Source organism: Rhodococcus sp. P3_B8 (genome assembly GCF_056402775.1).
This window is the reverse complement of sequence record NZ_JBFUGT010000171.1, coordinates 1-13515: the sequence shown is the minus strand read 5'-3', so window position 1 is coordinate 13515 and position 13515 is coordinate 1. Positions and strand designations below refer to the sequence as shown.

The following is a 13515-nucleotide window of genomic DNA, read 5'->3' as shown; positions in this document are numbered from 1 at the left end:
CGCAGGTAGATCCCGCCACGGGAGCCCGGTACGCAGCCGGTAGAGCATCCCCTCCACCACGAGCCGGCTGTTCTGGAACTTCCGCCCCCGCAGCCCATCCGAACTGGGCAACAGCAGCGCAAGCAACTCCCACTGCTTGTCCGTCAACACCTCAAACCTATTAACAACGTCTGCCACAGCGAAGAGTCTGCAGCACAACACCCCAAATCATTGGGAGACACGCCCTAGGCCGGTCACCGCTACTATCAGGGTTGCGATGCCGTTGTTGTAGGTGTCGTAGCTGCTGTCGCCGAGGCCAAAGGCGGCAAAGCGGGTGGTCGAGAGGTCTGGTTTGCTCTCTTTGAGAGCGTCGAAGAATGGGATGGCGGTGTCTGGAAGGTCGCCTTCTCCATAGGTAGAGGTAATGAGGATGACTAGCTGCTGCCCGCTGAGATCGTCGACTGGGTAGTCCCCCATGCTATGGACTTCACTTGTGACGCCGAAAGGGTCGAGTGCCGTCGATATTTCGTCGGCGACCATTTCGGAGTTGCCGGTTTCGGTTCCGAAAAGGATGGTGGCCGTAGTCATTTGTCCGACTCCCTGACTGTTCGTTGGTGCTCTCGGATGGCATCTGCGGTCTGCGGTACAAGGGTTACAGCGTTCGAGTCCGGTACATGCTCCGGATCGGATGACGAGGTTGCGATCGACAGCATGTGCGTGCGGTCGGTAACTTTGCGACGGCAGCGGCCTGGCAGAGCTTCCCGCTGTTCGAAGGCCTCGATCCGCTGCCAGTCTGCAAAGGTGACGACGTTGCGAAGCAAGGGTTCCACGGCTGCGAAGCCCGCCCTACCGATTTCGAGTCGCCCGTTTGTCACGTCTTCGGCAATGCGCTCTGCCAACTCTCGCGCGTCCTTGCGATTTTCGGGGATGGCGCCGTGCGGTCCGCGGCTGAGCCACCCAACGCGGTAGACGTTGTCTCCCGACCACTCCCCCGTCGGAGAGCTCAGATCCTGTTCGGCGCCTTGGGTGAACCCGATCGCCGTGATTACTGTGTCGACGACCAAGTCCGTTACCGGGGCCGCCGCGTTGGGAGTGCTGGCCCTTAGAAGAGTGCGTCCATTGCTGGTCGTGATCGATTCGGGGGTGAGCTGGAAGTGCAGGCGCACGTGGGTGCGCTCCGGTTCCGTCGTGGACGAGTCGTCGACTGTGTCGATGTGTGTGCGCAAGAGTTCCGCTGCAGGTCCGGTGGCGTTGTCGCCCAATCCGAGTACGGTCACATCGATATTCGGCAGAGACAGGAGCTCCCGCAACATGGCGTAGTCGAACTTAGCGAGGGACAGCCCGGATCGACTGATGACGTCGATACTTTGGGGTCTGCGGGGACGCAGTTGCTCGAGGAGTTCGTCGTCGATGTCGGACCCCTCGAATTCGTGGGGGTCTTTCGACATCAATCGAACTACATCTAGGGCGACGTTGCCCATGCCGACCACGGCTAGTTGTTGACCGAGGGGGATGTACCGACCGTCGGGATCGCTCGGCACCGTGCGTGTCGGAAAGCAATTGAGGGCCCGAAGCAGCGTTCCAGCTCCGATCACGCGTGTTCCCTCCTGCGTTGGAATACCCAGTGGTCTGTCTTCGGGCAGTCCAGTTGCGAGCACGACGATGTCGAAACAACCGGCGAGATCTGAAAAGTCAATGTCGGTGCCGACGCATACGTTGCCGGCAAATCGGACGCCGTCTTTGGTGAACAGCCGGTCGAATTGGCGAGTTACGTTCTTCGTGCCTTGATGATCGGCCGCAATTCCGTAACGCACCAGACCGTACGGGGTGGGCATCGACTCGAAGATGGTGATCTCCGATCCCGGCCACTTCTTACCGAGAAACGACGCAACGTAGCATCCGGACGGTCCACTTCCGACCACGGCAACGGTGGGCTTCGGGCCGACTGATTCCGCCAATGACCCCCCGGATGGAGCACTGCGAGCCACATCTTCGAGTCGTTGAGTGGTGTTAGAACGTTTCTCGTCAGTCATTGCTGCACTTTCGCGAGGCGAGACGTGTGGGCCTCATCGGTGTATCGAGGTGAGAGGTCCACGCGCTCGAGTGCCGGTGGTGGACAGTTGACGCAGAACGGCGCGCAAATCTCAGAGTACGGAGAGTGTTATCAACATCACGTGGCCAAAGTGTCAGATACTTGCGCGCCGAGTGCGTCACAGTGTCACTCGTTGCATTGCGCGAGAGTTCCTCCCGAGCGCCACGTAACCCACTGGGCTTGACCAGGGGCAGGAGGCTTGAGAAGTCTGCGCTGAAGCGGCCGGTCGGTTTGCCGTGGGGTGGCCGAATTGACGCTGCTCAGCAGTAGTCGATCGACCACCCTATGTCGATCAGACCGTGACTGTGGTCTGCACCTTGGCGTAGAACTTCTGAAGCTGCTCGCGGATCTCCCACTCACCCACGAACCCGTCTTCCATCAAGAACGAGACGCCTGGGGACAGCTCCACGGCAGTGCCATCTTCGGAACGTAATACCCCAATGCCACTAATGATGTGGATTACTTCATCGAACCCACGCGGAGCGGTGGTAAACCGTCCGGGGGTCACCTCCCAGAGACCGGACTTGAAGCTCTCGCCCGCAACGGTTTCGGCGAGCCGAGTAGTGGGGCTCCCCTGTGTCACGCGCTCCGGTGCTACCGGCGTGAAGGGGGTCCAATTGGCTTCGAATTCTTTCATTACCGTCCTTGTCCCGAGGTGGGTTAACTGAGGTGGTCGATCGTAACGGCGTTGTGCCCGTCGTGTCTTCGCGAAGAAGCAGTCTTTGACGATGTGTCGCAGTAGATGCAATTTTGCCTGACACTTCGGTGATGTGGCGCGAGGGCCCGTGCGGCGCAAGCTTCGATAGCACAGACGGCCCGGATGAAGTAACAATCAGCCGCTGCCCGACTTTGCAAAAACAACCTTTGTGGAGTCCCGTTCGCGGACTTCTGAGATCCGAGTCGTGGAGGAGTCATATGTCGAGCAGCAGGATGACCAATTTACTCGTGGCATATCTGGCACTGGTGTGCGCGTTTCTTCCCTATGTGGGCTGGAGTCCCAGCCTTGGGGCAATCAGTGAGGAGCTGAGCCTGAGTTACTCACAGGCCGGCGGAATTTCCTCGATCACAGGTCTGGTCGCGGGGGCGATGATCTTGATCGGCGGATTCGTGGCGTCTCGGTGGGGCTGTAAGAACGTCATCGTGGCGGGTCTTGCCTCCGGGGTGCTCGGACAAGCGGTCTTCGCTATGTCCAACGGTTTCGGACTCATCGTCGTGGCGCGGGTTCTGGCCGGTGTCTCAGTGGGCTTTCTGTGGGTCGCTACCTACACCATGGCTGTGAACTGGTTCCGTGACAGCAACAAGACCGGACGTGCCCTTGGTGTGATGCTGTCCGGGGATGGAATGGGCGCCCTGTTGAGTCTGTTCGTCTTTTCCGCTGTGCTTGCCGCATTCGGATGGCGTACGGGCCTGACCGTGCAGGCAGTCGTCATGGGTGTGGTCCTGGTCCTGGTGCTGGTGGTGTCGAAGAACGCGCCCGTCGACAGAGACCAAGCGCGGCGATCATCGACTACAGAATTGGAGACGAGCGCGCTTCCCGAGGAGACGTATCGCTCGCTGATGAACCGAAACGTTCTGGCCGCGGTGCTGTTCTGGATCGGTGGCGTGGGCTTGTTCGCCGCGATTTCGAGTTGGATGCCGGCAATCCTGGTCGAAGACGCAGGCATGTCGGAATCGCTAGCCGGGTTCTTGACCGCACTATTCTCCATTGCCGGTTCTGCAGCCGCGCTGACGGTGCCAATTCTTGCAGAGCGGTTGGGCGGTACCAAGATGATCATCGCGGTGGCCGGAATCGTGACGGCCGGTGCACTCGGGGCGATGACGATCTTCCTGGCGACCGAAAACTACATCATGGTCGTTCTACTCATTCCGCTGATCGGTATCGGTGTCTATGCGAGTGAATCGTTGACGCTTGCCGAGGCGATCGAGTCGGTGCGGCCGAAGTTTGCGGGTGTCGTCAACGGCATAATCATCGGAACCCCCTGGCTCGTCAGCGGTTTCGCGTACCCGTACCTGTTGGGGGCAGTCAAGGACGCCACCGGAAGTTTCGTTCAGGGGTTCGCGATGTTGACCGTCGCCACCGTCGTGTTGTGCGGCGTCACGCCGTTCTTCATCAGAGAGACCGCTCGTGTCGCGAAGCCGAACTCCACCGCGCTGATAGAACAGCGCTGAGCGAGCTGCGTGGCTTACGGCGTGCAGTTTCGACGAAACACCGCACGCCGCTGCCGGATTGATCGGGAATCGGCGCCCGTGGCTCGCAGCGCCAACTTGTTGTTCGCCACGTGGCGAACACAATATGCATGTCGAGCCGAGCCTCTGAACCGGGTTATCCCACTGGGCCGACAGACGAAGTCCGCGAGCTGACGTCCGAGTCGCTGCAAAAACCTCTGCCGCATACCCAACGAGCACGCCGATGAGGTGCGTTTTACACGTACCAGTTCGCTCGCGGATTCGGCCTTGTTGCTACCGAAGACGATCTGCAGGCCGGGGCAGAGGGCAGTGAGTGGCTGGAAAACTACTGCGTCGAAGAGATAGGCAAGGCCAGCCGAGAGCCCCGACCGGGTGTTATCGCCGCCTATCTCGAGGCCGAAGAGCGCGGTGAGATGACCAGGCAGGAAGCGACGGCCAACGCTCTTCTCTTCCTGGCAGCAGGCCAATTTTCGCCGACCAATCTCACTGCGCACGCCCTGGAGCGCATGGCGGCGGACCCCGACCTCTTCATAGCTTTCCGAGACGATCCCGCAGTTCGACCCAAGGTCGTCAACGAACTGCTCCGGTTTGCGACGCCGGAGGTCGGGGTGACGCGCATGACCCTTGAGGACACCGAGGTGGCCGGAACCGTTGTACCCGCCGGCTCGGCCGTCTACCTGCTGCTTGCATCCGCCAACCGCGACGAACGCGTCTTCCCGGACCCAGACCGCTTCGACTACACCCGGTCGCCCTAAGAAGGCCCCCAGCTAGGCTTTGCCGCTGGCCTGCACTCCTGTATGGGGCAGCCGCTTGCGCTCCAGGAAGCCGAAACCATCCTGACAGCAGTGACGCAGCAGTGCTCAAGCATCGAGCTTGTCGGACAACCGGAGTACAACAGCATCCAGCATGCGCGGCAATGGAAGACGCTCAATCTCCAACTGACCTTCTAGCCGCAAGCCGAACCGCTAAATGTCGTTCAATCAAGAGGCTCATCGTCGATAAGCTTCGCGATTAGACACCGTCCGGTCACGGCGTAGTTCGTTCGCTATTCGCAGGCCACGCGGCTCGCAGCAGCTGGTGTACTGTCCACGCCTGCCGCTGCGCCACAACACGCGGCCTACTTGTTTCCCTTCTGACGATCGCTCGGAGCCCGGGCGGCCGCGTGTGCTGACATCGATAGTTCCGGTGGCGACGAGGACCCAGGCACCGTCGCAGAGGTTCTCCTCCGAGTCGACAGCGACAAACCATGTACTTTCAGGGACATCGACAGCTCAGGATCGGAGCCGTCGGGCCAGGTATGGTGCGGTGATGCTGTCCGGGGACACCGCTACCTCGGAGGGCGTCCCGGTGGCGACAACCGTGCCCCCGTTGTCGCCGCCGCCGGGACCGAGGTCGATGACCCAGTCGGCTGAGGCTACGGCATCCAAGTCGTGTTCCACCATCACCACGGTGTTGCCCGCGTCGACAAGCAGGTGCAGTTGGCGCATCAACAAAGCGACGTCGGAGGGATGCAGCCCGGCGGTCGGTTCGTCCAGTAGATAGAGGGCGGCACCGCGGCGGGTGCGCTGCAATTCGGTCGCAATCTTGATGCGCTGCGCTTCTCCGCCGCTCAGCTCGGTGGCGGGTTGACCGAGTCGAAGGTAACCGCGCCCGATATCGCGTAAGGTCCCCAGACTGCGGGAAGCTCCCACGATGTCGGCGAAGAACACCGCCGCCTCGTCTACCGACATCTGCAACACCTGGGCAATGGTCTTGTCGCGCCACGTAATTTCGAGGGTTTCGGGGGTGTATCGGGCGCCGTGGCAGGTGGGGCAGGGGCCGTACGTGCCGGGAAGGAACAGCAGTTCCACCTCCACGAAACCGTCGCCCTGGCACGTGGGGCAACGTCCGTCCGCGACGTTGAAAGAGAACCGTCCAGGTGCCCACCCGCGGGCCTTGGCCCCATCGGTGGCGGCAAACAGTTTGCGGACGATGTCGAACATTCCGACGTAGGTGGCCAGTGTCGATCGGGGGGTTCTGCCAATGGGGCGTTGATCCACCCGGACCAGGCGGGTGAACATCTCGATCCMGGAGACCTCGGCTACGTCGATCTCGACTGGCGCATCCCTATCCTCGTCCGCCGCGGTTTCGAGTCTGTGGCGCGCCACTTCGAACAAGACCTGGCTGACGAGTGTCGACTTCCCAGAGCCCGACACACCGGTCACCGCCGTCAGCACCGCATGCGGGAACTCCGCCGTCAGCTCCCGCAGGTTATGCCGCGTGACCCCGGTCAGAGTGAGCCATTTATTGGTGGGGCGCGCCTTGCGCTGCAGAGATTCCGCTCGCCCGAAGAGGTGCTTGCTGGTAACCGACTCCTCGATCTCCTCCAATCCAGGGACGGGGCCGCTGTACAGGACCCGGCCGCCGCTCTCACCCGCCGCGGGGCCGATATCGACCACCCAGTCGGCGCGCCGCACCACCTCCATGTCGTGTTCGACGACGAAAAGGGAGTTGCCCGACACCTTCAGCTGGTCCAGGACGTCGAGTAGTGGCTCGGCATCTGCGGGATGCAGCCCTGCGGAGGGTTCGTCCAACACGTACACCACCCCGAAAAGTCCGGAACGGAGCTGAGTGGCGATCCGTAACCGCTGCGTCTCACCCGGCGACAGCGTCGTCGAGGTACGCCCGAGCGACAAGTATCCCAATCCCAACTCGAGCAGCACATCGATTCTGGTCAGTAGGTCAGCGGTGATCCGTACAGCCACCTCCGTGGCCTCCCCCGACGGTGCGGACGGCGTCGCCGCGGCCAGCTCGGACTGTTCGGCTATCGGGCGCACTACTGCGGCAAGTTCGGTCAGCGAGAGCGCATTGATCTCGGCGATCGAGTGACCGGCGATGGTCACGTCTAGGGCGTCGGCGCGCAGTCCGCTACCGGAGCACACAGGGCAGCGAACGCTCTCGGTGAACTGCAGAGCGCGGTCCCGCATCCGCTGGCTGTTCGAATCCGACAGAACATGCATGACGTGACTACGGGCGCTCCAGAACTTGCCCTCGTAACCGTGGTCGACGCGGCCCTCTTCAGGTTTGATGAACACCTTGGGGTGCTCCTCGGTGAAAAGAAGCCAGTCCCGGTCCTCCTTCTTCAGCGTCCGCCACGGCGCGTCGATGTCGATTCCCATGCCGCTGACGATGCTGCGCAGGTTTGCGCCCTGCCAGGCACCCGGCCACGCCGCGATCGCTCCGTTGCGAATGCTCAGAGAGTGGTCCGGAACGAGCAGTTCCGTTGTCACATCGTGGAAGTCGCCCAATCCTCCGCATCGCGGGCAGGCGCCAGCGACGGTGTTGGGTGAAAACGCCTCCGCCTCAAGTAGAGACGCCCCGTCGGGATAGGTACCGGCTCGGGAGTACAGCAATCGGAGCAGGTTGGACATGGTGGTGATGGTGCCGACGCTGGAGCGTGAACTGGGCGCACCCCGGCGTTGCTGCAGCGCAACGGCCGGGGGGAGGCCGGTGATAGAGGCGACATGGGGTGCACCCACCTGCTGCAGAAGTCGACGGGCGTAGGGGGCCACCGACTCGAAGTAGCGTCGCTGCGCTTCGGCGTACAAGGTGCTGAAAGCCAGTGACGACTTTCCGGACCCCGAAACCCCTGTGAACGCGACGAATGCATTGCGGGGAATGTCGACATCGACGGCTGCCAGGTTGTGTTCGGTAGCACCGCGCACACGGACGTACCCGTCCCAGGTCGAGTCTGTCACCGACTGAGACTAGTAGCAGAGCCGTAACCGCGCAGCGGAGGACGCTTTTGCCCTAACCGAACTTTCCAGCGACGGTGACGGTTGATCACGTATGGACGAGATCCGAACCGGTATGAAGACTTCGACCGACCCAAACCGTCAGTGGAGGTCCTCGACCTCCACTGACGGTGGAGAAGACGGACGTTCCGTGCTCGGATTGCGAACACGCTACTGCCGTCTGAAGTCGTATGTGGCGGAGTTCGTTTCGATGACTAAGCCTTCTTCGGGAAGGTTGACAGCAGCGAACGTGGGAGACGGCGTGAGGTTGACGTAAGGCACATCTTGCAGGAACAAGGCATCGATCTTGGCTAGCGTGCTAGCGAGTTGATCCCCCGATTGCTGGCTTGCCTCACCGATCAGCTGTTCCATCTGCTGGGAGTTGTAAAAGGACCAGTTGGCCTGGCTTCCGCCCTGTTGCAGTGCGTAGTTGAGTAGGCCCGAGGGCTGATTAAGGTAATCCCAGTTCAGCGTAATGGCCATCGGGAGGTTACCGTCGGCGAGACGACTGTAAAGCGCTGTCGCGTCGAGATCGTGGATGTTAACCGTGATTCCGATGTCGGCTAGATTCTGTTTCAGAATCATCGCCATCTCCGGTTCGCCCGAATATGCAGAGGTGAAGTACAGCTCGGAGGTGCAGCCCTTTTCGCATGGTGTGCCCTGAAGTGCCGCCTTTGCGCCCGTCAGGTCACGGCCGGTGGAAACGCTTTTGTCGTAGCCGTCCATTGACGGAGGCCAGAACCCGGCCAACGGTTCGGATTTCCCGTAGAAGACCTCGTTATTGATCTGATCACGGTCCACCGCCAACGAAATCGCCTTGCGAACCTCGTAGTTGTCGAACGGAGCCACCGTGTTGTTTGGTACCAACGAATACATTCCGTTCAACTGACTGGTGTCCAGCTTCGCGGGTTCGGTGACCTGGTCGATCAAGGACGGCGTGATGTCCGGCGCAAAGTTGATCTGGCCTGATCGGACCTGACTGAGCCGGGTGCTCGAGTCGGCGGTGCCGGTCATTGTGACGCGCTTCACGATCGGTTTTGCGTCCCAGTAGTTCTCGTTGCGCACAAATTTTGCCTCGGCGCCGCCGTTCCAGGATTCCAGCGAGAACATTCCGGCTGAGACCGGCGAGTTGTAGTACTCGCTATCAGCGACGTGCGCGGCTGGCACGATCGTCGTGAACGGATACGACAAAACGGACTCAAGTTTAGGTGTCGGCACGTTCAGGTCCACGCGTACCGTCTCCGGGCCCAGCGCAGACACCGATTTCCAGGCAGTAGTCATCGACGAGTAGATGTTGGTCTCGTCGGTGCGCGCCCGTTCGAGACTGGCGGCGACGTCTGTCGCCGTCAGCGGTGAACCGTCGGAGAACTTCAGACTTGGACGTAGCGTAAATGTCCAACTCAGCTGATCCGGCGAGACGGTGCTCGACTGCGCCAGACCCGGACCGACGTTGCCAGCTTGGTCATAAGAGAACAGCCGTCCTCCGAGCAGGGCCACGGCGCGGATATCGGTAGCCTGATAAGCCAGAAGAGGATCCAGCGTGGTCACTGTCACGGGTTCTCCCAGCACCATCGCGTCGGCGCTCTCGCCCGGCGCGCCATCGCCTCCGCCGCAGCCAGAGGCAGTCAGGACAAGGGCCAGCGCGAGCGATGCCGAGACAGTTAGCAACCGATTCCGTCGATAACTCATATGGTGGGGTCTCCTCGTGCGTCGCCGTTGGATGGAGCTCAGAGCCCTGGGTCCCTTCGCGGGGCTCTGGAGAGTGAACGGGCATTTCTGAACGTTCGCCTCTCTTTGGGATGAACTCACCGTTCCAACTCCGTTGGCACCGATCAACGCTCACTTTGTAAACCGCGCACCCGGTACATCACGACGTACCGTCAACAGTGACCGCTCGATTTGACGTTTAGGCCCGCCAACTGGGGGTCGTCAGCAATTATTGAGCGCTCTCTGTTGTCACCTGCGTGTCGCCATCTGTGTAGAGGGCATCGATGACGAAGCCCGGGGTGAAGCGCCGGCCGAACGGATCGCCGTCGTTGATTGCATCGAGACGGCCGCGCCACCATCTAGCGCCCGCTCCCGGGTGATCTCCGCGGGGGCCTCGACGTCCAGGATCGTGAATTTCTCGTAGTCCGCGGATGCGAAGTCGGTCGGCAGGCGAGAAGCGAGACCGGGCCAACTGAACGTGCCCGTTTCGGCGCATCGAACTCATCTGCCGCCCGTCGCCCGAAGCACCGAGGGGATGCGTATGTTCATGCACCCCCGGTACCCAGATGGCATTCGGCGGGCGGAGACAACAGTTACCGCATCGTTAGGGCATCTTGACGCGATGCCGCCGATAGGCCGGTTTTATGTCAAGTACGTCGCCGTCAGGGAATCCTGACGCGGCTGCGTCCCCCGCGTCGGCATCGGAGCACAGAGCACAGAGCAATACGACCACTCTTGATATGCAGGGTTACCAGTAATAGGTTGGCTATTCGCATGGCCTGCGAATACGACCACCGACGGTAAGGCTCCGCCACCGGCGTCCTCCTGTCCCATGGTGGCCAACACTTCCACCTGCAGTAGGGCGACGTTGAGGAATGCCCGCGCTCGGACTCGCCGGTCGATCGACTCGACGAGGGCGTGTGCCCTCTCGTAAACGGGCGCGAGGTTCTGCTCATCGGTTTGTGCGGTCAGGGCCACCCGGATCGCCGAGTCCTCCTCCATTTCGAAAGCGATGACGGCGATCCAATTGTTCCGGTCGCGCTGTTGTCGGCTCCCGGGGTCGAGAACCGGGGCACCGGAAGCCACGTGTCCGATTCCGGCGTGGACTCGTTCGTTGGCGATTCGCGCTGCCAATCGAGGCAACCCCAGTTGCCCCGCCAGCCGGGCACCCTCATCGAGGCGCGCCTTCGCAGCATCCTTCTGCCCGAGCAGGTGTTTCAGTCGCGCTCCGGTTCCGTAGGTGGCTAGCATGAAGTCGACGGCGCCACCCTCGGCGCCCAAGGTGTGACTACGGTCGAAGAGTTGATCCGCCTCGCTGAGGTGCCCCTGTTCGTACAGCAGGTCGCCGAGTAGAGCTGCGGTGAGCCGGGCGCCGTAGCCGAGACCCTCTTCGGCCTCGGCGGCCAGTGCCATAGCGTGCCGGACACTCGCCTCAGCCGCCGGCGGATCGAGTTGTTCCCGTGCCGCGATCCCGGCCATGCAGTATCCGCATATCACGCTGAACGGCCCGGTGGAACGTTGGTGGAAGGGGAAGTGCCCATTTCTGCCATCGGCGGGCGTCGTCGATATCGAACCGGTAGATCGCGTCGAAGGACGCGACGTCCGCTGCTCCGCACATGACCCATGGTCGCAGTGTGTCCGCCCTGGCCATGCACCGCGCGACGGCCTCGTCGTGCCCATTGATCTTGTCGTCGAACACGGTGATCGTGGAGTGGATGAACCTCGCCTCGACGCGCAAATCCACAATCGTTTCGTCATCGCCGCTGCCAGTGCTGTCTCCGCGACGGAAAGGAATTGTTCGGCGTCGCGCGGGTGATGCAGCAGGGCGTGGGCCCACGCAAGTGCAACCTGGAGTCGGGGCTGGTTGGTAGTTCCTTTCGCCGGCAGTTTCGCGGCGAGGCCGAGAAGCGTTCCCATCTGTGACTGCTCGAGTAGGTCCATCGCAGCGTTCTCGACGAGCGTGACAGCGTCGTCCTCGTCTCCGGCGAGGAGGTAGTGGTCGACGGCCTGGCTGAGAAGGTGCCGGTCCGCGAACCACCGACCTGCTTTCCGATGGAGTTCGATAATTCGGTCGGGATCGTCACGCTCGAGGCGGTGTTGGAGGAACTCGGCGAACAGGTGGTGGTAGCGGAACCACTCCCCCTCCTCGTCGAGCCGTCGCAGGAACAGATCACGTGACTCGATGTCCTCGAGCGCCGCTTGGCCTTCGTGGCCACTGGTGAGCACGCGTGCCAAGCTGCCGCATATCTTTTCGGTGATCGACGTTGCGAGGAGGAGATCGAGGGTTCGTTGATCGAGACTTGCGAGAACGTTCTCGGCCAGATACTCGCCGATGGCCCGGTTCCCTCCGGACAGATGCTCGATCAGCCTCCGCGGGTCGGGGTGATCACGCAATGCCAGCGAGACCAATTGCAATGCCGCCGCCCATCCGTCGGTCGACTGTTCGAGCTCGACGATGTCAGGTTCGTCGAGGTCGAGACCGGTGCGGTCGAGCAGCAGCTGCGTCGACTAGCGGACGTCGAAACGTAGTGCTGCGGAATCTATTTCAACCAGCTCGTTGTGCACGCTCATTCTGCTCAGCGGGAGGCCGAGGCGGGTGCGGCTGGTGACGATCAGGTGCAGATGGTGGCAGCCGTGTTCGAGCAGGAACGCCAGTGCCGACCGTGTGTCCTCGTTGCTCACGCGGTGCCAGTCGTCGATGACCAGGGCGACGTGGTGGTCGGAGGAATGGAGATCGTCGATCAACGAGGTCAGAACGTACCTTTCGCGGCCGTCGCCGTGGACTTGGAGTTCACGAACCAGCTCTCGGCCGAAGGTTGGTTGTGCGACGGCAATGGACTCGATCAGGTGGGTGAGAAACCAGATGAGGGTGTTGTCGTCGTTGTCGATGGTCAGCCATGCAGTCGCCACCCCTTCCTCCCGCAGGGCCGCGAGGCGTTGAGCGGCGAGTGCGCTCTTGCCGAACCCTGCGGGTGTATGAATGAGCACCAGACGCCGATGCCCGCTGCGGCGCAGCCGCGCGAGCAGCTGCGTGCGGGCCACCGTCGCTCCCGGTGTGACCGGTGGGCGGTACTTGGTGGACGCACTCGGTGGCGGGGGTTGATCTACCTGGGTGTCGCGCTGCCGCGTCGGTAGCGAAGAAGATATTCCGACACGCCGACCCTGACCTCGTCCGTGGGTCGGAAGGGGCGGTCGTCGTCTCCGACGATCGGAAGCGGGATATCCGCCAATGCGAGACCGATCTGTTCACCCGCGTCTCGCAGCGCGCCGCCCAGCTCGGCAGCAGTGGTGGGGCGCTCCGCTGGGTCCCGGGCCATAGCCGACTCGATCACCGTGCACACCGCCTCGGGGACTCCCGCCTCTCGAAGATCGGGCAGCGGATCCGTTCCGATGCGCAGCAGCTGCGCGAAGACCTGCTCCCCCCGGCGACGGGCAAACGCCGGCCGCCCCCAGTGCGGTGAACAGCGTCGCCCCGAGCCCGTAGACATCCGAGACCACCGACGCGTCGGCGCCGCTGAGCAGTTCCGGGGCGGTGTACGCGGGGGAACCTGCCACTGGCTCTGTCAACTCGATCTGGCCCCACCTTGTCGGCTCGAGTTGGCCCCAGCCGACCCTTACTTGTGAGGGTGTGACGGCTTGAAGTGGCCCCACCCTGGTGCGGTGAGCTGGGTGTTCGGGGGTGGTCGAATGTCCGGGCTGGACGCCGCGACGTCGACGGTGTTGTCCGTCGCCGGCATGGGCTGGGGTTAGCTCGCGGCTTGGGCTGCTGCCCTGGTT

General features: G+C 62.2%; 14 protein-coding genes and 1 pseudogene. 4 read left to right on the top strand and 11 right to left on the bottom strand.

Features of this window, described 5'->3' with window-relative positions; genetic code table 11:
• From AC1D1G_RS31270 to AC1D1G_RS31255, 4 genes are all read right to left on the bottom strand, one after another.
• The coding region (locus tag AC1D1G_RS31270) for a transposase (RefSeq protein ID WP_477955070.1) at positions 1-150 on the bottom strand (150 nt) is incomplete at its 3' end.
• A gap of 57 nt (positions 151-207) precedes the next feature.
• Complete coding sequence (locus AC1D1G_RS31265; protein WP_477955068.1) at positions 208-567, bottom strand: flavodoxin domain-containing protein; 360 nt, start codon at positions 565-567, stop codon at positions 208-210.
• Positions 564-2012 carry a ferredoxin--NADP reductase domain-containing protein gene (locus tag AC1D1G_RS31260; RefSeq protein WP_477955067.1) on the bottom strand — a complete coding sequence of 483 codons (1449 nt, stop codon included), beginning with the start codon at positions 2010-2012 and terminating at the stop codon, positions 564-566. The genes AC1D1G_RS31265 and AC1D1G_RS31260 overlap by 4 nt, the downstream gene beginning before the upstream one ends.
• Before the next feature lie 351 nt (positions 2013-2363).
• Entirely contained in the window at positions 2364-2708 is a 345-nt protein-coding gene (locus AC1D1G_RS31255; protein WP_477955066.1) for a cupin domain-containing protein, read from the bottom strand.
• A 113-nt stretch (positions 2709-2821) separates the two neighbouring features.
• Between AC1D1G_RS31255 and AC1D1G_RS31250 the strand changes: the two genes are divergently transcribed.
• Positions 2822-4240 carry an MFS transporter gene (locus AC1D1G_RS31250; RefSeq protein ID WP_477955064.1) on the top strand — a complete coding sequence of 473 codons (1419 nt, stop codon included), beginning with the start codon at positions 2822-2824 and terminating at the stop codon, positions 4238-4240.
• A 431-nt stretch (positions 4241-4671) separates the two neighbouring features.
• On the top strand, positions 4672-5013 hold the full coding sequence (locus tag AC1D1G_RS31245; RefSeq protein ID WP_477955063.1) for a cytochrome P450: 342 nt from the start codon (positions 4672-4674) through the stop codon (positions 5011-5013).
• Positions 5014-5529: 516 nt separating this feature from the next.
• Here the strand turns inward: AC1D1G_RS31245 and AC1D1G_RS31240 are convergent.
• From AC1D1G_RS31240 to AC1D1G_RS31225, 4 genes are all read right to left on the bottom strand, one after another.
• Entirely contained in the window at positions 5530-7995 is a 2466-nt protein-coding gene (locus tag AC1D1G_RS31240; RefSeq protein WP_477955062.1) for an excinuclease ABC subunit UvrA, read from the bottom strand.
• 207 nt (positions 7996-8202) lie between these two features.
• Positions 8203-9720, bottom strand: coding sequence for an ABC transporter substrate-binding protein (locus AC1D1G_RS31235; RefSeq protein ID WP_477955061.1), 1518 nt, complete (start codon positions 9718-9720; stop codon positions 8203-8205).
• A gap of 660 nt (positions 9721-10380) precedes the next feature.
• Entirely contained in the window at positions 10381-11217 is an 837-nt protein-coding gene (locus tag AC1D1G_RS31230; RefSeq protein WP_477955075.1) for a hypothetical protein, read from the bottom strand.
• Entirely contained in the window at positions 11171-11482 is a 312-nt protein-coding gene (locus AC1D1G_RS31225; protein ID WP_477955074.1) for a hypothetical protein, read from the bottom strand. The genes AC1D1G_RS31230 and AC1D1G_RS31225 overlap by 47 nt, the downstream gene beginning before the upstream one ends.
• A 251-nt stretch (positions 11483-11733) precedes the next feature.
• Here AC1D1G_RS31225 and AC1D1G_RS31220 point away from each other — a divergent pair, with 251 nt between their 5' ends.
• Positions 11734-11916 carry a hypothetical protein gene (locus tag AC1D1G_RS31220; RefSeq protein WP_477955073.1) on the top strand — a complete coding sequence of 61 codons (183 nt, stop codon included), beginning with the start codon at positions 11734-11736 and terminating at the stop codon, positions 11914-11916.
• On the opposite strand, the pseudogene AC1D1G_RS31215 reads toward AC1D1G_RS31220, so the two are convergent.
• Positions 11866-11997: pseudogene (locus AC1D1G_RS31215) on the bottom strand (winged helix-turn-helix domain-containing protein); the annotation flags it as partial. The gene AC1D1G_RS31220 and the pseudogene AC1D1G_RS31215 sit on opposite strands and share 51 nt — an antisense overlap.
• Here AC1D1G_RS31215 and AC1D1G_RS31210 point away from each other — a divergent pair.
• Positions 11938-12267 (top strand): hypothetical protein, encoded by a 330-nt coding sequence (locus tag AC1D1G_RS31210; RefSeq protein ID WP_477955072.1) that lies wholly within the window; start codon positions 11938-11940, stop codon positions 12265-12267. The pseudogene AC1D1G_RS31215 and the gene AC1D1G_RS31210 overlap by 60 nt on opposite strands.
• On the opposite strand, the gene AC1D1G_RS31205 is transcribed toward AC1D1G_RS31210, so the two are convergent.
• Both AC1D1G_RS31205 and AC1D1G_RS31200 read right to left on the bottom strand, forming a co-directional pair.
• A complete protein-coding gene (locus AC1D1G_RS31205) occupies positions 12247-12780 on the bottom strand; it encodes an AAA family ATPase (RefSeq protein WP_477955060.1) in 534 nt (177 codons plus the stop codon). The two genes, AC1D1G_RS31210 and AC1D1G_RS31205, sit on opposite strands and share 21 nt — an antisense overlap.
• A 62-nt stretch (positions 12781-12842) precedes the next feature.
• The gene (locus tag AC1D1G_RS31200) at positions 12843-13226 is read right to left on the bottom strand and encodes a hypothetical protein (RefSeq protein ID WP_477955059.1); all 384 of its coding nucleotides are present in this window, start codon (positions 13224-13226) and stop codon (positions 12843-12845) included.
• Positions 13227-13515 lie beyond the last annotated feature (289 nt).